The sequence below is a fragment of the Actinomadura sp. NBRC 104425 genome, assembly GCF_030269545.1.
GTDB classification, from domain to species: domain Bacteria; phylum Actinomycetota; class Actinomycetes; order Streptosporangiales; family Streptosporangiaceae; genus Spirillospora; species Spirillospora keratinilytica.
The window spans coordinates 21,690-41,834 of record NZ_BSTN01000038.1 but is presented as its reverse complement, the minus strand read 5'-3'; the positions used below and the strand labels follow the sequence as shown (position 1 = coordinate 41,834).

Here is a 20,145-nt window from a genome sequence, read left to right as displayed (position 1 = left end):
CCAGACTGCGCGTCATCGACGGCACCGCACAAGACCCCGAGGACGACAACCGAGAACTCACCGCTTAACCTGCAGCAACAGGATCACGCGGAGGCCGACTCATACACCACTCCGCTGGACGTGACCCCTGCATGCCGTGTCAGACGGCTCGGACAGAGGGACCGGGAGCCGGTGCAGCCCCCATCCCCGCTCACTCGAAATACCGGCTTCCGGAAGCGCGCCGCCTCCCAACGGATGCACGCGGCGCATATCTGTCCGCGCGCGACCTCATGCCGACCACGAGGTCGGGTCTTCAAGGCCCCGCAGCGAAACACGCGCTGGGGCGTGCGGGGTTCGCTGACGCGAGGCGCATCGCTGGGTCCTTCCACCGGCGGCTCGAGGGCGTCGCGTGGTGTTCCGCCGCTTTTGGTCAGCAGCTCCGGCCAGGGACCGCAACCGCAGCCGCGCACGCCGCGACCGGTGACGGCCGACCGTGGGAGCGGACCGCGAAGATCTTTTCTCCCTCCTGGTCGGCGTTCGCCGACCGGATCCAGCGGACCAGGGGAGAAAACATCTTCGCGGTCCTCGCCTGGAAGGTTGCGGTGCCTGGCCTCCGCCGCTTGACCCGTCGCGTCGGAACACCCCGCGGGCCCCGGGCCCGCTTGGCGGAAGGAGCCGGCGATGCGCCTCGACGTCAAGCTCGCCCCTCACGACCTCACCGCGTGCTTCCGCTGTGGGGCCTTGAAGACCCTCGCCGAGCTGGAAAAAGGTACAGCTCCCTCACGGCGCGGGTTCGCGGACGGGGCTGGTGTGCACCGCGTGCATCCGCCGGGAGGTGGCGCGCATCCGGGCGGCCGTCCGGTGATCCGGGCAGGGGCGGGGCAGCACCCGGCCCCCGCCCCGGGAGTCCGAGCCGTTCGGCTCGCATGAGGGAACTGATGCATCCCGCCGCCACTACACCGCACGACGACGACCACGCGACCCGCCTCGTCTTCGCCAGCCGTCCCCACGTACGGGTTCTGCGGCAGTTCCATCGCGCAGATGGGCGGGGCGGAATGCTGCCCCTGACGGTGCAGCCCCAGGGCTGATGCCCGCCGATGCGGCCATGGCTCGACGATTCGTCGGCGAGGTGACGGCAGGCTGGGCCTGCTCCCAAGACCATCGGGAGCAGGCCCAGCCTGGTCGTCTGTGATCGGCATGCCCTTTTCCTCGGCCCTGCGCCTACCGGAGTCGTCGCGCCGCCCGGCGATGGCGGGCAGCACCAGGGGACCTCCCCGGGAAGGCGGGATCGAAGGGCGGAGGAAGGGATGGTGAGGAGGGAGGAAGGAGGGGGCGCCGACGACTACGCCGTCGCAGATGCGTCCTCAGTCGGCGGCCCGCCGGTCTTGACGGACGCCTGGCGCGTCTTGCCGCGAGGACGGCCTCGTGGACGCCGGGTCGGTTCGGGGAATCCGAGCTTGCCCAGCTGCTCGGACGTCCATCCCACGCGCAACGCAGCGGCGTGCTCGGCGCCGTACTGGCGTTCGACCTCCTGTAGTTCGCTCAGCAACTCCTGCCGGCGCTGATGGAGTGCGGTGAGGGCGCGAACGGCCTTGATCTTGCCCTCGACGTCGAGCACGGCCAACGCGGCTGCCTCGATTGCTTCCAAATCACCGGTCATAGACGGTGACCCTAGAATGATCTTGCTTGTGAAGGAAGTCGGCTTGTTCTCGCCTCGGAACTGCGACATGCCGTGCTTGGTGGATGGGCCGCAAGAGAGACCCGCCTACTGCGGCACATCTGCATGCTCCATGGCTCGCCGACGGCGGGGTCCATCAGCCAACCACGATCTATTTCACGATCGCACATAGGTTGATCTTGATGGAGCAAGAGATATGAGAAGTCAGACTTGTCTTCCCGTCGAGGTCGCTTTCGGTGCGAGGCCATGATCTGCGCCGCGCATGCCGCCGGTGCCGGGAGGTGATTTTCCGGACGTGACGTCGGCAGTTTCAAGGCGTCGACGGCACGACGCCGTGAAGCGGCCGCACCGTGTCGGACCGGTGCGTTTCAGCGACCAGGAGATGGCCGCGGTCACCGCGGCGGCGAGCCGCGCGGGTGTGGCGCCGGCCGCCTACGTCGCCGAAAAAGCGGTGGCGGTGGCCCGCGGCGAACTCGCGCCGCTGCCCGCCGACGAGCGAGAGCGGCTGCGAGTCCTCCTCGTCACCCGCGAGCAGCTGCAGCAGATCGGCGCCACCCTGGATCGGATCGCAGCGACCTCGTCCTCCCCCTCCAGCGCGACGGAGAACTTGGCGGCAACGCTCGAGCAGACGGTGCGGCGCCTGGACGAGACCGTCGCCGAGCTTTTGCGGCGGCAGGAGGGCCGGTGATCGGGAAGGTGATCCGAGGCGACAAGGCCGACGGACTACTGCGGTACCTGTACGGGCCTGGCGCCCACGAAGAGCACCGCGATCCGCACCTGGTCGCCTCTTGGAGCGGCCGTGAGGACGACCCCGCCCGTGTCGGTGAGACGGGCCTGCGGCGGCTGGCCGTCCTCCTGGAACAGCCCGTGCGCGTGCTGGAGCACGAACTGGGCCGCCGGGTGAACGATCCGGTGTGGCATTACCCGGTGCGGGCGGCACCGACCGACCGGCTGCTGTCCGATGGGCAATGGGCCGACATCGCCCGCCGGATCGTCGCCGCCGCAGGAATCGCCCCACCCGGCGACATCGGAGCGTGCCGGTGGATCGCCGTACGGCACGCCGAAGACCACATCCACATCGTGGCGACCCTGGCCCGCGTGGACGGAGCGCCGCTCGACCACCACAACGACGCGCTGCGCGCGCGGGCGGAGATATTGCGGATCGAACGCGAGTACGGACTGCGTCCCACCGCACCGGCCGACCGCACCGCGCGGCGTACCCCATCCCGCAAGGAACTCGGCAAGGCCAGACGACTCGGTATGGACATCCCAGTACGTGAGGCACTGCAACGCCATGTGCGGGACGCGGCGATCGCGGCCCGCAGCGAACGCGAGTTTTTCGCCCTCCTGGAGGCCAAGGGCCTGCGCGTCCGGCAGAACCTCAACTCGACCGGGGACGTCTTCGGGTACGCCGTGGCGATGCCCGGCGACCGCAACGCCAAAGGCGAGCCGATCTGGTACTCGGGGGCCAAACTGGCTCCCGATCTGTCACTGCCGCGCGTCCGGGCCCGGATACGTGAGCACGCCGAGGCCGTCGCCGCACGAGAACCGTCCGGACACGCTGGGACGGCGGCCTCACCGGAACAAGGTGCGCAGGCGTGGGAACGGGCCGCCGCCGCGGTCCACCAGGCGGCGCGCGTGCTGCCCGGTGCCGACGACGCCGACGGGGCCGCAATATTGGCCGCGATGACCGACGTGCTGTCGGCTGCCGCCGAACGCGCTCCGGTCACCGTCCGCCCGCAACTGCAGGCGGCGGCGCGCGCCTTCGAACGCGCCGGCCAGGCACCGAAAATCGAACGGCACGCCCGCCAGGCCGCAGCCGACCTCCGCATCGCGGCCCAAGGACTCACCGCCGCGGGACGGGCTCTGGCCAGTGGCCGCGACGCCGCTGCGGTGTTCTTGTTCATCGCCTCCGCCATCGCCGCGACCGTGGCCGCCTATCACTGGTACCGGGCGCGGGGATGGAACCTCCAGGCCGAGGCTGCCCAACTCGCCAACGCCCATCTGCGAGCCGCGCTCGGGCTGAAAACCGTCAACGACTCCCCCTCGGCGCCCTATGACTCCGAGGCCGCGCAACGACCGCAATTGCGCGACGCGGTACGCGCGGCGCTCGGCGACCGCGCCGAAGAAGTGCTGAACGATCCGGCCTGGCCCGCGCTGGCAGCGGTCCTCCGGCAGGCCGAACAAGCCGGACACTCAGCCGCCACCGTCCTCGCCGAAGTCACAGCGGAACGCTCGCTGAGCGACGCCGACTCGGTAGCGGCAGTGTTGACATGGCGGGTGCAACGCTGGCTGACGCGCACCGCCTCTTCAGCTTCGACCACCGAAACGGCGGCAAATCAGCAGATCGTCCGGCCGCGCGCGGAGGAGGGGCAGCCAACTGCCGGCGACCAACACAGCGCTGCTGCCCAGCCGCCAGAAAACGCACCTGAGCGACATGGCAAACCCAACGAGTCGGCTGTGCAGCGAGACGAGCGGAGCGACGACCCGGCTGCCAGACCTGAGCGTCTAATTCACGCCGCGGTCCGCTACGCCCAGGCCGTCCGCGCTGTGGCGGGCCGAGACGCGGATGCGGTACTCAACGACCCTGCGTGGACGGTGCTGATCGGTGTGCTCCAGGACGCTGAGGCGGCCGGGTACACAGCGGAGCATGTCCTGTCCCAGGTCACTCGAGCAGCGCGGGGACATCAAGAAGGCCAGCAGAGCAAACAGCCATCAGGACAAGGAGAAGAGGGCCAAAAGCAGGCGCAAGTAGGTGGTATTCCGCAGTCAGCGGCCACCGTGCTGGCCTGGCGCGTGCGGCAGTACCTGACAAGTGCGCAACAGCAGCGTCCGACACCACCACCCCCGACACCGCCATCGGCTCAAGGACACCGGCGCAGCGCAGCGCGTTCCCTGAGCCGAGGCCCCAGCCGACGCGGCCGCTGACTGCACTGCCTGCAGGTCGGTCGTCCGGCCCCTTAGCAGTAGCGCTGACGCGAACAGCAGGACCCGAACCACCCCCGCGTGCGCGGGGCCGACGCCGTGTACGGCTACGCCAGCGTGGACGCGCATGGAACATCCCCGCGTGCGCGAGGCCGACACATCGTCCAGCGACAGTCTTGGGTGTGCATGCGGAACATCCCCGCGTGCGCGGGGCCGACGATCCCCGGATCAGTGGTCTGGCCAAAGCCGTGGGAACATCCCTGCGTGCGCGGGGCCGACGCCCATACCGGAGTATGGACAAGGGCCAGCGCTGGAACATCCCCGCGTGCGCGGGGCCGACTCCGACATGCGCCGCGGCCGCGGCCAGGACGAGGGAACATCCCCGCGTGCGCGGGGCCGACCGCGCGTGCGGGCGCACCAAACCCATCGGCCGGGGAACATCCCCGCGTGCGCGGGGCCGACGTCACGGTCGAGGTAGCGGATCTCTTCGCCGGCGGAACATCCCCGCGTGCGCGGGGCCGACCACGATGGCACCGTCAGTACCTATGACTGGGTGGGAACATCCCCGCGTGCGCGGGGCCGACACCTCCAGCGTCCAGGTCCCGACCGTGTTCCACGGAACATCCCCGCGTGCGCGGGGCCGGCGCGGGCGGGGCCTGCTGGGCGCGGATCTTGGGGGGAACATCCCCGCGTGCGCGGGGCCGACCTCGATAACCTCGATGGTCACGGCCCTTGCTCCGGAACATCCCCGCGTGCGCGGGGCCGACCGAGTCGGACGGCGCCGAGGATCAGCCCGTGCTGGAACATCCCCGCGTGCGCGGGGCCGACAAGCGGTGGGTGTCGATCCACTCGTCGTCGCGGGGAACATCCCCGCGTGCGCGGGGCCGACGCCTCCAGCGCGTCGTGCGTCGGGTGGTACAGCGGAACATCCCCGCGTGCGCGGGGCCGACAGGCTGACCTGCACGAGGTCTACGGCATCGACGGGAACATCCCCGCGTGCGCGGGGCCGACTGGACGGCCGTGTCGGGGTCGTCGCACAGCCGGGGAACATCCCCGCGTGCGCGGGGCCGACGTGCCTCGATGGAAAGTCCCTGGTCGTTGCGGGGGAACATCCCCGCGTGCGCGGGGCCGACACTTGCTGACCTGCGATTCTATAGCGGAGAAACCCAGTTTTCATTTAGTTGGATTCGCAAACGGACCAGGGGTGGCCCAACAGGCAGGCGGGGGGTTGGCTGTTGCGCTGCGTTGGCCCACATTGGCGACCGTTGTGGCACCTTCCTTCCGCATGCTGACGACTGGTAGCCGCTGCGCCCACGCGTGGTTGACGCGGCCGCTGAGCGCACCGTCTGCAGGTCGGCCGTCCGGTCCCTTGGCCGTAGCGCTGACGTGAACAGCAAGACCCGAACCACCCCCGCGTGCGCGGGGCCGACGGCGGCGATCCGCACGAGCGGCATATCCACCGGCGGAACATCCCCGCGTGCGCGGGGCCGACCTGCTAGGGAAGTCGTAGTACTCCTCGCTGCGCTTCTCCGACCTGTCAAGATACCGCCACATCGCTCCTCACCTGCCAAAACAGCGTTTGACAATGATGAGCAATGTTTGGCGATGGGAGGGCGGTGTGCCCTCGATGTGTCCTGGCCCCGACCCGGCATGGGCCGCCCAGCGCGACCGCGTAGCGGCAGCGGTGCAGCGCGCCCACGACCGCCACCTGACCCGCCGGGCCGTCTGGCGTGAGGCCGGCGGCGACCGCGCCCGGTTCACCGAGATCATGCGCGCGCGCCTCGCCCAGCGGCCCGAGCGCACGGACCGGGAGATCTGGCGCGACTTCCTACACCGCGCCATCCTGCTCGTCATCGTCCACTGCATGGCGGCCGCGATGATCTGCCGTGGGACGCGTGACCAGCGCTCGCCACGCTGCCGTACGTCCTGGGCATCGCCGAGTAGCTCGAAGCCGCCGATATGGCCGGACATCGCACGCTGCTGGGGCGGCCGCTCGGCCGACGGCCGACCGCGTTACGCGATTCGGCCCCGCGCCGTACCCTGAGGTTGTCGAGACATCAGGAAGGTGCGAGGCCGATGCATGACGAGACTACCATCGGGGCCCGACTCCGAGCGCTTCGCCGCTGGCGGGGCATGAGCCTGGACGAGCTGGCTGGCCTGGCCGGACTGTCGAAGGGTTTCCTGTCCATGGCCGAGCGTGGCCAGCGTGCACTGGACCGCCGCTCCCACATCGCCGCCCTCGCCAATGCACTGCGCGTCTCGGAGACCGATCTGACCGGCGGCCCGCACCTCGGCCCCGACCCTGTCCAGTCCGAGCCGCACGCCTACGTCTCGCCGCTGCGTGTCGCCCTGGAGTCGAACTCCTTCCACGCCGACCCGGTCGTCGAGCGCGCTCGGCCGCTGCCCGAGCTGGTCGCCCTGATGACGGGGCATGTCGAGAAGCACCGCCGCGCCTACGACTACATCACGGTGGGTCAAGACCTGCCCGACCTCATCGACGAGCTGCACTGGCATGTCGCCCAGCCTGCCGACGAAGCTGCGCAGCGCCTCGCCCTGGAGACCCTTGTCGAGGCGTACATGTGCGCCGCCGGCATGGCCAGGTCGCTCCGCCACCCCGATCTCGGCCAGTTCGCCGCGACGCGCGCCGACGAGGCCGCCGTCCTGCTCGACGACCCCATCGCACGCGGCAAGGCGGCGTTCTCCGTGATTCGCCCCAACGCGGCGAACTGGCACCGCGTCCAGACCCTCGCAGAACGCGCCGCCGACCGTCTCCAGCCGCACATACGCGACGACCGTGACGTGCCCGTGCTGGGCATGCTCACCCTGAACGCCGCGCTGGCAGCGGCCGCCAGCCGCAACCGAGATGCCGCCGAGCACTGGCTCAACGAGGCCGCCGACCTGGCCCGCCGCGTCCCCGACGACCTCAAAAACAACTGGCAGGCATTCAGCAAAACCAACGTGGCAATCTGGCGCGTCACCGTCGGCGTCGAACTCGGGAAAGGCGGTGGCGAGGTGGCCGAGCTGGCGAAGGGCGTCACCGAGGCCAAGCTCGATATACACCCCGGCCGCAAGACGTGTTTCCTGGCAGATGTGGGCCGCGGCCTAGCGCGCGACCCCAAGTGGCGCAACGACGCTATCCGGTGGTTGCGGCGCAGCGAGGAGACGGCGCCGCAGCGGTTCCGCAACGACCCGAAGGTGGCCGAGACGATCGCGGTGATGCTGGAGCAAGCGCGCGTCGCCGCGCAGGGGCGGGAGCTGCGCGGGATGGCGGCGCGGATGGGCATCCCCCACTAATCAACAACACGGTTCACACTCGTGAACCCCGTGGGTCATCGCGTCCCTACCGTACGTGGGCATGGACGCCACGGCCTCCCTTGAGGTGCTGCGGGACGAGCTGACCAGCCGCGGCTGGACGGCCGACCTCCGCCGCACCCGCAGCGGCCCCGTGCTGCACGTACAGCACCCCGCGCACCCGCGCATGAACGACGACGTCGTCAGCGACGGTGCCGCGTTCCGCTGGGCGTGGGGGCAGGGCATCGGTCCGGTCGCCGAGGTGTCCGCCGCCGCCGACCGCATCCAGTACGTGCTGCGCGAGGTCGGCGCATGAACGCCGCGGCCTGGGCCTGCTCTCGCGGCATGCGGGTGCGGGCCGCGGTCCCGGAGGGGGGACACCTCGCGGCTGGCACACCACCGCCCCATGTGCCGGCCGTGGGCTCCGATGACGTCGCACGGCCGCCCGTCCTCTGGATGGTCCTAGGCAGCACCACGGCGGGGGTCGTGCGACCTGAGTGTCCGGGTGGTGGCCCGGACCTGCCGCGCCCCCCGCACCAGCGCGGCCTGGAGCGGGGTGTCTCGCCATGTGATGCGCTGCCCGCTCCCGCACGGCCCGGCCCGATGGGCCCGGGCCGGGCCGTGCCCCCACACACAAGAAGACGACCCCGGGCCGCTGGTGGGCAGCGGGGACTCCCGGGGCCTCGCCGGACGAAAGGGGTCCGACTGATGTACGAGTATGACCCATTGGCCGCGCTCGGCCGGAAGCTGGCCTTGCACGGTCTGACGGTCGCCGCCCACACGCTGCGCGTCGCGGACGCGGCCGGTGTCTGGTTGACGATCACCTGTCGGCCGCGCGAGGAGGACGGCGGCCGCCTGTGGTTCTTCACCGGGGACGGTGAGCCGATCTCCGAGACCGGTGGCGGGCACGAGCGGGACGCGGTCTTGTACATCCTCGGCCGCCTCGCCCGACGCGCCGAGCGCCGCGCCGAAGAGGCGGCGCGGTGACCGCGCCATCGGTGCACGCGGGGCCGGTGCGCTGGGACACCGCCGCCATTACCGCCCGCTTGCAGCGGCGGTACCGGGTGCCGGTGTGGTGGGACGACCGCAACGCGGCGTGGATGGCGATGGTGCTGCGGCCGACCGGTCACCCGGCCGGGGACCAGGTGGTCGCCGCGGTCACGCCCGCCGGGCTGGAGCGGTGCTTGGCCGCCGCGGGGGTGCGGCCCGTCTCCCAGCCCCGGCAGGCCCCCGGGCCCAGGCCCGTGCCGGTGCGTGTGCGGCGTGCGGTGCACGGGCGACACGAAGCACCCCGCTCGCCCTTGTGGCGGCGCCTTGTCGGCGTGTTCGTCCAGCTCGACGACGACGAATGGTGACCGGCGACCTGTCCGAGGACGTCGGTCGGCGCATCTGCGTGCGGATCGGCGGCCGGTCGGTCCTCATCCGCCGGTGCTACCCCGACGTCTGGAACGCCTTCGACGACGACACCGGCGGACGGCCGGCGATCGCCGTAGACCGTCGGTGACGGCTGGTGGCTGGCCGTGCGGATCGGCGATGAGTGCCGGCACATGCACGTCCCCCGACGGGGTCGCCGAGGTCACCCGGCGGCTGCTGACGTCGTAGACCCCGCGGTCCCGGGCGGCCGGCGGCACATCCACGCCCCGGGCCGCGGTTCCAGACCGCCGCGCCCCCGTGTGCGTAGGGGTACCTCCCGGGGCGCGGCACCAGACGGGCGGGGCGGGTCTCCATGGCGCGGTGGCCCGCCCCGCCCCCGCCGCCGGTAGCGTGGCCCCGCTGACATGGCATGACGGAGGGAGACGATATGAGGCTGGCCCGATGGGAGCCGTGGGTGCGTGACGTGCTGGCGGCGTCCCCCGCGGTCGCCGAGGTCGCGCCGTTCGCCGAGGCAGGCATCGATCACAAGCCGTGCGGCACGACGATCCGGTTCGCTACCGGTGCGCAGGTGTACGTGCAGTGGGTCCGCGCCAGCGGCGCCGGCGACGACCACAGTGTGCCCGAGGAGCCCGTCACCGGGACGCCGCCCGAGCCGGTCACGGTGCCGGACCTGCCGACCTCGGGTCGGCTCCCGATGCGGCAGGTCGAGCAGCACCTGGCCGCGTTGATCAATAACGCTGGCAGCCCGGAGATCAAGAGCGTCACCGGCAAAGCAGCGGCGGGAGAGGACGGGCCGCGTCCGTACGGGCTGGAGGTCCAATTCCACTCGGGCCACACGAACTACGGCCTGTTCCTGCACACGCTGCCCGCCGGTGCGAAGCCCACCCAGGAAGGAGAGTTCCAGCAGCGGAAGGAGATCTGATGGCGAAATGCCCGGTGTGCGGGTCGCGCACCTCGGCCAAGAAGGGCGACCCGACCCCCGACCACCAGCCGCCCGGCGACCGCAAGAAGTGCGACGGATCCGGCCAGCCCGCAGTGTAGTTGAGCGGGCATGACGAAGCCGCCCCCGCCCTCCGTGTGGAGGGTGGGGGCGGCCGCATGCGGGGCGACTGGTAATGCGGCGAGGTCGCGGGCGAGCAGGGCGAGCGGAGAAAGAGCATGCGCGGGGCCGGCCGCGAACCTGGCCCCCGGATACCGCAAGGCCAGGGACATCCCCGCGTGCGCGGGGCCGACTGGGCGCGCATCACGGATGCCGACCCGTGCCCAGGAACATCCCCGCGTGCGCGGGGCCGACTATCGCGTGACCAATTCCCGCGCGGCGGTGTCCGGAACATCCCCGCGTGCGCGGGGCCGACCAAGCTAACGTTCCCGGACGGTTCTACATGGAGTGGAACATCCCCGCGTGCGCGGGGCCGACGGCGGAGGCTGAATCGACAGCGGGCCATCGTATGGAACATCCCCGCGTGCGCGGGGCCGACAAGAACCTCGAACGACTCCCAGCGCCGGGTCGCGGAACATCCCCGCGTGCGCGGGGCCGACCTGGACAAGGCTCTGACCGGCAGCTCGACGGAGGGAACATCCCCGCGTGCGCGGGGCCGACCGATGGCGTCGACGGTGCCAGCGAGGCGACGACCCGGGCGTGCTGGGCGTGGACCTCTTCGGCGGCGGGCTGGTCGAAGATGGTGCGCACCAGCGTCGCCACCCACGGCTGGGCCGACTTGGGGACTCTGGTGAGCAGGTTGCGCAGGTAGTGGGTGCGGCACCGCTGCCAGGACGCCCCCGGCAGCGTCGATGCGACCGCCTCGACCAGCCCGGCGTGGGCGTCGGAGACGACCAGCTGGACGCCGGACAGGCCGCGGGCGACCAGCCCGCGCAGAAAGGCGAGCCATCCGGCGCCGTCCTCGGCCGAGGCCACCTCGACCCCGAGGATCTCGCGGTGCCCGTCGGCGTTGACGCCGGTGGTCACCAGCACGTGCACGTTCACGGTGCGGCCGCCCTCACGCACCTTCTGGGTGAGGGCGTCCAGCCACACGAACGCATACGGCCCGGCCTCCAACGGCCGGTTGCGGAACGCGGCCACCTGTTCGTCCAGCACCTTCGACATCTCCGACACCTGGCTTTTCGAAATGCCCTGGATGCCCATCTGCTCGACCAGTCTGTCCACCCGCCGCGTGGACACCCCCAGCAGATACGAGGTGGCCATCACGCTCACCAGGGCCTGCTCGGCCCGGCGGCGGCGCTCCAACAACCACCCGGGGAAGTACGACCCGCTGCGCAGCTTCGGGATCGCCAGCTCCACGGTGCCGGCGCGGGTGTCCCAGTCCCGCTGCCGGTAGCCGTTGCGGCGGTTGACCCGCTCGCTGCTGCGCTCGCCGTAGCCGGCGCCGCACATCGCGTCGGCCTCCGCGCTCATCAGCGCCTCGGCCATCGTCTTGACCATCGATCGCAGCAGATCCGGCTCACACGCCCCGATCTGCTCGGCAAACCAGCCCGCAGGGTCCACACTGGTGTCATCGGCCATCGCGTCCTCTCCTTCGATCTTGGTTTTCGGCTTCTCGAAGGATCACGCGATGGCCGTCTCATTTCACGACGCCACGCCCTCTGACCTGCATCAACTCGTACACCACCTCCGTGGACGCAACCCGGGGTCGACCGCCAGGAACATCCCCGCGTGCGCGGGGCCGACTGGGTCGACCACCCGCGGATGACGTTCACCGAGGGAACATCCCCGCGTGCGCGGGGCCGACACCTCCAGCGGGCCGGGCGTGGTCCGCAGAATCGGAACATCCCCGCGTGCGCGGGGCCGACGCTGATGCTGGCCGGGCGGACCCGTGAGGCCACGGAACATCCCCGCGTGCGCGGGGCCGACGGCTGTCCCTGCCGTGGCGGTCCGCCCGGACGCGGAACATCCCCGCGTGCGCGGGGCCGACACTTGCTGACCTGCGATTCTATAGCGGAGAAACCCAGTTTTCATTTAGTTGGATTCGCAAACGGACCAGGGGTGGCCCAACAAGCAGGCGGGGGGTTGGCTGTTGCGCTGCGTTGGCCCACATTGGCGAGGCCGTTGTGGAACCTTCCTTGCGCATGCTGACGACTGGTAGCCGCTGCGCCCACGCGTGGCTGACGCGGCCGCTGAGCGCTCCGTCTGTAGGTCGGCCGTCCGGTCCCTTGGCCGTAGCGCTGACGTGAACAGCAAGACCCGAACCACCCCCGCGTGCGCAGGGCCGACGACAGCGTCGGGAGCGCTCCCGATGGACGGCTCCGGGACCATCCCCGCGTGTGCGGGGCTGATGCCACGCCGTGTCGACGGGCACGGTCGGCACGAGGACCATCCCCGCGTGTGCGGGGCTGATACTTGTTGACCTGCGAGTCTATGACGGCGGGGGTGGGTTCTCATTTGGTTGGATTCGCGGGTGCCTGCCCTCAGCGCGAGCCATGGCGAGGGAGCCGGAGGCTCAGTCGGTGTTGGTGGGGAGCTGATCGACGCGGGCGAGAGGGAAGGCCTGCGGGGCGTTGTGCTTCGGGTAGTCGGGGTCGGTGGTGCAGCGGATGAAGGGGCCGGTGGGTGAGCGCAGCTGCTCCAGCGTGGGGTCGACGTAGTCGGTGATCCACCTGGCGTGCCCGCTCTGCGTGGCCTTGGGTGAGGTGACCAGTTCCTCGAAGGCGCGATGCAGCGCCTCCAGACGGGTGAGTGCCTCGGGGTGGCGCCACCACTCGGGGCACCATGGGCTGGTCGGTTTGATCGGACGGCCCGCCACGAAGGCCGGGATGAAGTAGTCGTCCACCCAGGTCGCCAGCTTCTCCAGCGCCCGCGTGAAGGCCTCGCCGTCCAGCGACAGGATGTGCGGTTCTGCGGAGCCGGCTTCGGCAGGAGGCGGGGCCGCCGTCGCCTCTGGGGGCCTGAGAGGCACGGCCGGGCCGCTGGCGATCAGCTGCTCCAGTTGCTCCTGCAGCTCCCGCACCTTCGTGGCGAGCCCTTTGACCTGGGCCTTGAGGTCCGCGATGTCCTCGGCGTACCGGCGGTCGTTGCTGTTCGTCATGTCTGTCGGTGTGAGTCGGCGGTGGACGTGGCGCGTTCGGCGCGGGCCTTGAGCAGGTCGCGCTGGCGGGTGAGGTCGGCTCGCAGCCGGTCGGCGCCTGGTTCGCCGAACCAGGGCCGGAGTTTGAGCAGGGTCACGGGGTGGCCGGTGGCGAACAGGAACGCGTGGCCGCGGCGCAGGGAGCGGACCTTGTCGGGCGGGACGATGCGGCGCAGCTGCGGGGTGGTGCTGGTGGAGCGGCCCTGCTGGCCGCCGTAGGAGACGCTGCGGACGGGGACGTCGTGTTCGCCGATGAGCTTGGAGACGTCCTCGGCCAGGCGGGGGTCGTCGACGCCGGCGCCGATGAGTTTGACGGTGGAGGCGTTCCACAGCGCCGCCATGCCCGTCCTGCCCCAGGCGGCCTGCCCCTGCGGGTAGTTCTGGATGATGGTGATCAGGATGACGCCCTTGCCGCCCATGTAGGAGTACATGTCGGGCAGGTCGGCAATGCGGCAGACGTTGGCGGCCTCGTCGAGGATGACCGTCAGGGGCGGGTCGAGCCGTCCGGCCGAGCGGTCGGCGCGGCGTTCGGCGGCGCGCAGGACGGCGTCGGTGAGGGCGGCGACGATCCCGGCGGCCGAGGCGGTGCCCTTCTTCGACAGCAGGTACAGGGTGTCGCGGCCGGCGACGAACGCGTCGGGGTCGAACCGGCGCACCTTGGCGGTGTCGGTGGGGGCCGGCGGGGTGACCCAGGCGAGGATGTCGGGGTCGAGCAGGCAGGAGACCGCTTCGCGGGCGGTCTGGTAGATGCCGTCGCGGGTCTCGACGGCGGCGTCCATGCGGCTGCGCAGGTCGGCGCCGACCGGGTGGCCCCGCAGGGCGTCCAGGGGTTCGGTGTCGGCGGGATTGCCCAGCCAGCGCAGCACCTGGGAGATGGGGCGGCCTGCGCGGGACGCGGACAGGAACATGCCGGTCAGCAGGGCGCGGGCGGCCGACAGCCAGAAGTCGGAGTTGAGGCGGTCGCTGTCGCCGAGCAGGGAGATGAAGTGCCCGCCCAGCCGCCAGGCGCCCTCGAAGGTGCGGGCCTCGGCCAGGATGTCGAACCACCAGTCGCGGGGCAGGAACGCGATGTGCTGCGGGTCCAGTGCCCACAGCTGCGCGGGCCGGCCGTCCTCGGGGTCGGTGCGCCGGGCCTGCGCGGTGGCGGTGAGGGTGTAGACGTCCTCGCGGACCGAGGTGACCACGACCGGTCCGGGGGCGCGCAGGATGGTGGGGACGGCGACGGCGCTGGTCTTGCCCGAACGCGGGCCCATCAGCGCCAGCAGGGTGTCCTCCCAGGACGCGTACAGGGCAGGGCCGCGCGGCTCCATGTCGCCCAGGCGGATCCCCACCTCGCGGGCGTCGATCTCGTCGGCCCCGGCGAGGGAGGGCCGCAGCAGCCGGGCGCGGTCGGCCATGCCGGGCCGGGTCAGGTCGGCCAGCTGCGCGACGGCGGCCAGCCCGCCGCGGGACCGGCGGCGCCCCAGCCACCGCGCGGCCGGGACGAGCGGGGCGGCCAGGGCGGCGGTGGCGGCGAGCATGCCGGCGATCGGCCCGGCGGTGGGAGCGTTCGGCCACAGCGCGGCGGGGCCGCCGCGCAGGAAGGCCGCCAGGGTGGCCAGGGAGAAGGACGGCGGGTGCCAGCCGCCGCCGGTCACAGCGGCTCCCAGGGTGCCGCCCGTCCACACGACGGCCAGCAGCGTCAGCCCGGCCGCCATCACCCCCAGGATGAGCCACGGGGCGAGGTCGCCGCCGCGCGGTGACGGCCGGTCCCCGGTCATCGGGCCCCTCCCCCGGCCTCCTCGGCGAGCCGGCGGCGGATGGCCTGGTCGGTGTCGTACAGCCGGGCCTCGGCTGCGGTGAGCTGCAGCCGGACGGGGATGCCGACCCGGTGGCCGAGCTTGATGAGGAACTTGCCGCGGCCGGGATGGATCTGGCCGGTGCCGTCCACGCCGGTGGCGGTCGGCGCCGCCCAGGACGCCACGAGCGTGCGCTCGCGGTCGGTGAGCGGTTTCTGCTCGGCGAAGCGCGCCAGTTCGGAGGCGGGCATGGCGGCCAGGACGGCGGTGTCGCACCGCTCCATCAACCCCAGCGCCTTGGCCCGGTCCTCCTCGGACGGCAGCGCCTGCAGGTCGCCCAGCGAATGGGTGACCATCATGGAGACCTCGCCCTTGGACCTGTTGAGCCGGGTGATGCCGTCCATCGCCTCCACCATCCCCGGCCCTGCCCGCAGCGCCCGCCACAGCTCGTCCAGGACCAGCACGATGGGACGGCCGGCGAACCCGAACGCGCGGGAGGTGTCGACGGCCGAGTAGGAGTAGGCCCAGCACGCCAGCAGCCCGGCGGCGACCACGTTGTCGCCCGCGGTCAGGATCGCCGACAGGTCCACGCTGACGGCCGGGGCGTCCAGGTCCAGCGGCGTGGTGGTGGGCGCGTCGAACAGGCCCGCCAGCGGCCCGTCGCACAGGTTCTCCAGCGCCGCCACCAGTTCCCGGGTGAGGGCGATGTACTCGTCCCGGCCGCGCACCATCAGCTTGTCCATCAGCTCCTGCGGCGGGTTCCGCAGCGTGCCGATCACGTCCGGCAGGGTCGGGTCGGCGCCGGGCGCGGCCAGCACGGTGGCGCGGATCGCGGTGTTGAGCGCGGTGGACTCGGCGGCCCGGGGGCGGCGGCCCAGGCCGTGCGCGGTGGCCAGCAGCGCGTGCACCAGTTCGCTGCGGCGGCCGTTGACCTCGGCCAGCAGCCGTTCCCGCTCGTCGGCGGGCAGCGCCGCGAGCCTGCGGCCCAGCGGGCCGGAGTCCAGCGGGTTGATGCGGTCCAGGCCGCGGCCGATCCGCACCACCTGCCCGCCGAGCGCGGTCACCAGGTCGCGGTACTCCCCCTTGACGTCGCCCGGTATCAGCAGCTGGTAGCCGTATCCGACCAGGCCCAGTCCCATGCGCTTGGCGATCGCCGACTTGCCGACTCCCGGCTGGCCCTGGACCCACACCCCCGGGTTGGAGGTGAGGCGGCCGACCCATCCGGCCGGGTCCAGGCAGACCATCTCGCCGCTGAACAGGTCCGGGCCGATCGGCACGCCCTCGGCGGGCAGGCCGGAGGCCTGCAGGAACGGGAACAGCCCGGCGACTTCGGTGGTGGTGCCCAGGTACACCGCCCCGGCCTCGACGTGCGCGGCGCGTCCGTTGGCCGGGCCGGGCCACCCGCGGCGAGGGGCGATCACGCGCCGGTTCAGCGCGGCCGGGCGGCCCTGCCCCCGGCCGTCGGGCCCGTCTGCGCCGGGGCCCGGCGCGTCGCCGGCATGCCGCTGCCCGCTCCGGCCGCCGAGCCTGTCGGGGGCCGGGCGTCTGAGGTTCCTGCGCAACCTGCGTCCCTGTCTCATCGCTGTCGGTTCCAGCGGGGGTGACGGCCGGTCAGGCGTCCGGTGGGAAGACGCCGACCGGCAGTCCGGCGGCGAAGGCGGCGGCCTGCCCGCCGCGCGCCACCCGCAGCTTCAGCCGCGAGTCGCCGGCGGCTCGTTCGACCTCGCTCTTGGCCTCCTCAAGGTCGGCCGGGTCGGTCACGGTGGTGGTGACGTGCAGGGTGAACTGCACCAGTCCGGCGCCGCGGGCCTCCTGGCGGGCGGCGCGGATCGCGCGGGCCCGGTCGGCGGCCTCCCGCGCGGTGGGGTCGCGGCGCGACTTGCGGCGGGCGATCTCGCGGGCGGCCGCGACGTTGGCCTCGCGTTCCAGGACGGCGCCGGCCTCCTCGCGCGACAGCGTCCGGTACATGATCGTCACGCGGCGGGGGAACCGGCCCGGCCGGAGCAGGGGGAACAGCACGTCGTGCGCCACCCGCTGGCGGGGCGCGGCCAGCAGCACCCACGAGATCGAGTGCGCGCCGTCGTGTTCGTAGTGGTCCAGGTGCTCCTCGGCGGTGAGGGGGCCGGAGTCCGACCAGTCCAGCTTCCAGGCGCTCTCGGGCGCGGCCTCGGCGGCGGGGTCGAACGCGGTCCGCACGATGCGGACCAGGTCGGCGGGGGTGGCGCGGCGCAGCACGTCGGCGCCGGCCGCGCTGATCGACAGCCCGCCCAGGGCGCGGACCGCCTCGGCGGCCGCGTCGGCGGCCGAGCGGGGCCTGCGGCCGCCGCGCGCCGGATCCACCGTCAGGGTCAGCCGGGCGCGCACCTGGGACGCGCCGCGGGGCGCGGCGGCCACCAGCTGGTCGAGGACGTCCTTGGCCAGCCGGGGCGCGTCGGGCGCGACCCGGGCGGCCACGTGGTCGGCCAGGCGGGTGCCGGCCTCGGGCACCAGCTCGATGGTGACGGCGGCGTGGCAGACGGACTCGTCGTCGGCCAGGGAGGCCAGCAGGTTCCCCCAGGAGGCGACCTGGGTGTTGATGGTGGACAGGTCGTTGAGCAGCGCCCCGGCCGGGGACAGCAGCACCGTGGCGGACATGCGGCCGGTGGCCTGGTTCCAGACCACGCCGACCGGGCCGCGGCCGGGGTCGTCGACCTGCAGCAGCCGCAGCGGCGCCAGGAGGCCGGGCAGGTCCCAGGCTCTGGGCAGCTCGGTGAGCACGTGTCCGCGGTAGGCGGTCTCGGCCCGCCAGTGCGCCCGCTGCCAGCGCAGCCGGGCGATGGCCAGGTCCAGGACGAGCACGCCGCCGCGGCGGGTGACCGCCAGCAGCAGCACCGCCGCGGCGGGAACGGCGGCGGTCAGGCCGGGCGCCGGGCCGGCGAACGCGAAGGCGAACAGCGGGACGAGGACGGAGGAGACCACCATCACGGTCTGGCGGGTGTCCATGCCGCCCAGGCCGATCGACCGGCTCTGCCGCCAGTCCCCGTAGCTCCGGGTGGGGCCGGTTCCGGTCACCGCGGCTCGTCCTCCGGTTCCCCGTCTCGCATCCGCCGGTCGGCCTGCTGCACGTCGATCTCGCGCGGCCGGGTCACGGGCGGGTCCTCGGCGGCCGGCTCCGGATCGGGACGAGCGAAGTCGTCGGTTCCGGCCGGCGGATCGGCGACGTCGGCCGGGTGCGGCGCCGGGCGGCCGACGCGCGGTTCCTGCACCGGCGGAGCGACGGCCGGCTCGCCGTCGGCCGGGGCCGGGCCGGGCGGCGCGGTCCGCGCGGCGCCGTCGCCTCCGATGAAGGCGTCCGCGCCCTGGGCGACCTTCTCGTCGACCCGGCGGGCGGCCGCGGTCGCGACCGCCGCGGCGAGCCCGGCTCCCCCGGCCGCCGCGCCCGTGACGCCGCCCGCGCCGGCGAGGGCGCCCACGCGCTCGTAGGACTGCGGATCGGAGGGAAGGACCTTGGCGTCGGCGTCCCCGCCGGAGGCGCCGCCGTGGCTTTTGATCAGCGAGCCCAGCAGGGAGCCTCCCTCGGAGGCGCCGCCGACGATCGAGGCCAGCGTCACGTTGTGCGCGCCGATGCTGACCGCCTGCCCCACGATCGGGGTGAAGATCTTCATCAGCGTCGGCAGCGCCAGGATCGCCAGGACCAGGGTGGTCAGACCGCGGACGATGTCCCAGAACCCGCGGCCTTCACCGGTCTCCAGGAACCCCACCGCGAAGATCAGCGCGGCCAGGGGCTTGTAGGCCACGATCGCCAGCAGCGACGTCCACAGCCGGACCAGCCACTGGCGGGAGATGTGCCCGCCGACCTGCCCGGCCGCGGCCACCGGCATCAGCATCGCCAGCACCGGGATCGCGGCCTGCCGGATGAACAGCATGACCAGCTGCACCACCGCGATGGCGAACACCACGACCCCGAACAGGATCACCGGCACCGGACCGAAGGCCGCCACGGACAGCCCGAGCATCGCCGACACCCGCTCGCCGAGGTCCCGGCTGAGCGAGCTGTCGAGGATCTGCTCGGTCAGCGCGTCCGATGCGATCAGCAGGCCGTCGAGCAGCGTCAGACCGATGGCGGTCATCACCGCCATGACCAGCAGGCCCTGCAGCGCCTCCATCACGTGGTGGCCTTTGCGGGTGAACGCCGTGCGCATCGCGGCGAAGATCAGCAACAGGGTCGCGACGATCGTGCCGACGCCGACCATGACGCCCTGGAGTTTGGCGCTGGAGAACTGGCTGACCGCCCTGCTCGGCCCGCACCCGGTCCCCTGCGCGGAGTCCGAGCCCGTGTCGGCCGCCGACCCGGTGCCGCTGGGCCGGCTGACGCCGGTCGCGTCCGGCGCCGGGCCGAGCGTGGCGTTGGGGATCGGTTGCAGGCAGCCGCCCTGGGGCAGCTTGGTGCCGGTGCGGTACCTGTCGGGCTGGACGAAGACGCCCGAGTCGGTGATGCGGATCGACGGCAGCTGCAACCAGCCCGTCACCGTGATCAGGACCAGCTCGTTGGTGGTCTTGGCGATGCCCTCCGCGAAGGGTTTGAGCAGCGCCTCCCCCGCCGAGCTCGCCACGTCGCCGGGTGAGGGCGGTGCGGGCACCTGCTGGGCGCCCTTCTGCAGGCACTCGACGAGCTTGTCGACCTTCTGCTCCGGCTTGGTCCACGGAGCCAGGTTCTTCAGGCACTCCTTCAGCCCGACGTCCGACCGGTCCGACTGCCGCGGATCCGGTGAGGACGTGGCCGAAGGCGTCGAAACGGGAGCCGTCGCAGTCGGCGTGGCGGTGGCCTGGCCGTCCGGGGCCGGCGGTGCGGCGGCGGCGGGCGGGGCCGTCGCCGGCACCGCGGCGAGGACGGCCACGGTGAGCAGCAGCGCGCGCCAGGTACGCGCCGGCCGTGTCCGCAGCGGCCTGCTCCTGCGCGTCATGGTCGGTCTCACAACAGAGTCAGGGACGAAGGTGGAACTCGCGTTCGTCGGCGCCGGGGGACGATCCGGCATGCCGGCCGCGGGGTGACGCAGATCAG

At 72.4% G+C, this 20,145-nt stretch carries 14 protein-coding genes, 1 pseudogene and 3 CRISPR repeat arrays; of the genes and pseudogenes, 8 read left to right on the top strand and 7 right to left on the bottom strand.

The genetic code is table 11. The annotated features are described in order from the left end of the window. Positions 1–1,321 precede the first annotated feature (1,321 nt). Positions 1,322–1,639 carry a hypothetical protein gene (locus tag QSK22_RS31415; RefSeq protein ID WP_285498108.1) on the bottom strand — a complete coding sequence of 106 codons (318 nt, stop codon included), beginning with the start codon at positions 1,637–1,639 and terminating at the stop codon, positions 1,322–1,324. A gap of 379 nt (positions 1,640–2,018) precedes the next feature. Here QSK22_RS31415 and QSK22_RS31410 point away from each other — a divergent pair, with 379 nt between their 5' ends. The 8 genes from QSK22_RS31410 (at position 2,019) to QSK22_RS31375 (ending at position 10,169) form a co-directional block, all read left to right on the top strand. After that, positions 2,019–2,345: a hypothetical protein gene (locus QSK22_RS31410; RefSeq protein ID WP_285498107.1), complete on the top strand. Its 327-nt coding sequence runs from the start codon at positions 2,019–2,021 to the stop codon at positions 2,343–2,345. Then, positions 2,342–4,585, top strand: coding sequence for a relaxase/mobilization nuclease domain-containing protein (locus QSK22_RS31405; RefSeq protein WP_285498106.1), 2,244 nt, complete (start codon positions 2,342–2,344; stop codon positions 4,583–4,585). Before QSK22_RS31410 ends, QSK22_RS31405 begins: the two co-directional genes overlap by 4 nt. Positions 4,586–4,650: 65 nt before the next feature. Then, a CRISPR array of direct repeats spans positions 4,651–5,715; the repeat unit is 28 nt; unit sequence GGAACATCCCCGCGTGCGCGGGGCCGAC. Positions 5,716–6,541: 826 nt separating this feature from the next. Beyond that, a complete protein-coding gene (locus QSK22_RS31400) occupies positions 6,542–7,876 on the top strand; it encodes a helix-turn-helix domain-containing protein (RefSeq protein ID WP_352231506.1) in 1,335 nt (444 codons plus the stop codon). Positions 7,877–7,937: 61 nt separating this feature from the next. Then, a complete protein-coding gene (locus QSK22_RS31395; protein WP_285498104.1) occupies positions 7,938–8,189 on the top strand; it encodes a hypothetical protein in 252 nt (83 codons plus the stop codon). A 392-nt stretch (positions 8,190–8,581) separates the two neighbouring features. Next, positions 8,582–8,860 (top strand): hypothetical protein, encoded by a 279-nt coding sequence (locus QSK22_RS31390; RefSeq protein ID WP_285498103.1) that lies wholly within the window; start codon positions 8,582–8,584, stop codon positions 8,858–8,860. Further along, positions 8,857–9,228 carry a hypothetical protein gene (locus QSK22_RS31385; RefSeq protein WP_285498102.1) on the top strand — a complete coding sequence of 124 codons (372 nt, stop codon included), beginning with the start codon at positions 8,857–8,859 and terminating at the stop codon, positions 9,226–9,228. Before QSK22_RS31390 ends, QSK22_RS31385 begins: the two co-directional genes overlap by 4 nt. Then, positions 9,222–9,377 carry a hypothetical protein gene (locus tag QSK22_RS31380; protein ID WP_285498100.1) on the top strand — a complete coding sequence of 52 codons (156 nt, stop codon included), beginning with the start codon at positions 9,222–9,224 and terminating at the stop codon, positions 9,375–9,377. Before QSK22_RS31385 ends, QSK22_RS31380 begins: the two co-directional genes overlap by 7 nt. Positions 9,378–9,674: 297 nt before the next feature. Next, a complete protein-coding gene (locus QSK22_RS31375; protein ID WP_285498099.1) occupies positions 9,675–10,169 on the top strand; it encodes a hypothetical protein in 495 nt (164 codons plus the stop codon). A gap of 283 nt (positions 10,170–10,452) precedes the next feature. After that, positions 10,453–10,847: a CRISPR direct-repeat array (repeat unit 28 nt; unit sequence GGAACATCCCCGCGTGCGCGGGGCCGAC). A 3-nt stretch (positions 10,848–10,850) separates the two neighbouring features. Here the strand turns inward: QSK22_RS31375 and QSK22_RS31370 are convergent. From QSK22_RS31370 to QSK22_RS31345, 6 genes and pseudogenes are all read right to left on the bottom strand, one after another. After that, positions 10,851–11,768 (bottom strand): annotated as a pseudogene (locus QSK22_RS31370) (IS256 family transposase); the annotation flags it as partial. 136 nt (positions 11,769–11,904) lie between these two features. Beyond that, a CRISPR array of direct repeats spans positions 11,905–12,177; the repeat unit is 28 nt; unit sequence GGAACATCCCCGCGTGCGCGGGGCCGAC. A 525-nt stretch (positions 12,178–12,702) separates the two neighbouring features. After that, a complete protein-coding gene (locus QSK22_RS31365; RefSeq protein WP_285498098.1) occupies positions 12,703–13,287 on the bottom strand; it encodes a DUF4913 domain-containing protein in 585 nt (194 codons plus the stop codon). Further along, a complete protein-coding gene (locus tag QSK22_RS31360; protein ID WP_285498097.1) occupies positions 13,284–15,086 on the bottom strand; it encodes a type IV secretory system conjugative DNA transfer family protein in 1,803 nt (600 codons plus the stop codon). The genes QSK22_RS31365 and QSK22_RS31360 overlap by 4 nt, the downstream gene beginning before the upstream one ends. Continuing rightward, on the bottom strand, positions 15,083–16,525 hold the full coding sequence (locus QSK22_RS31355; protein WP_285498096.1) for a putative type IV secretion/conjugal transfer ATPase: 1,443 nt from the start codon (positions 16,523–16,525) through the stop codon (positions 15,083–15,085). The genes QSK22_RS31360 and QSK22_RS31355 overlap by 4 nt, the downstream gene beginning before the upstream one ends. 190 nt (positions 16,526–16,715) lie before the next feature. Beyond that, positions 16,716–18,155, bottom strand: a complete 1,440-nt coding sequence (locus QSK22_RS31350) for an SCO6880 family protein (protein ID WP_285498095.1) — start codon at positions 18,153–18,155, stop codon at positions 16,716–16,718. Then, positions 18,152–20,047: a TrbL/VirB6 family protein gene (locus QSK22_RS31345; RefSeq protein WP_285498094.1), complete on the bottom strand. Its 1,896-nt coding sequence runs from the start codon at positions 20,045–20,047 to the stop codon at positions 18,152–18,154. The genes QSK22_RS31350 and QSK22_RS31345 overlap by 4 nt, the downstream gene beginning before the upstream one ends. Positions 20,048–20,145 lie beyond the last annotated feature (98 nt).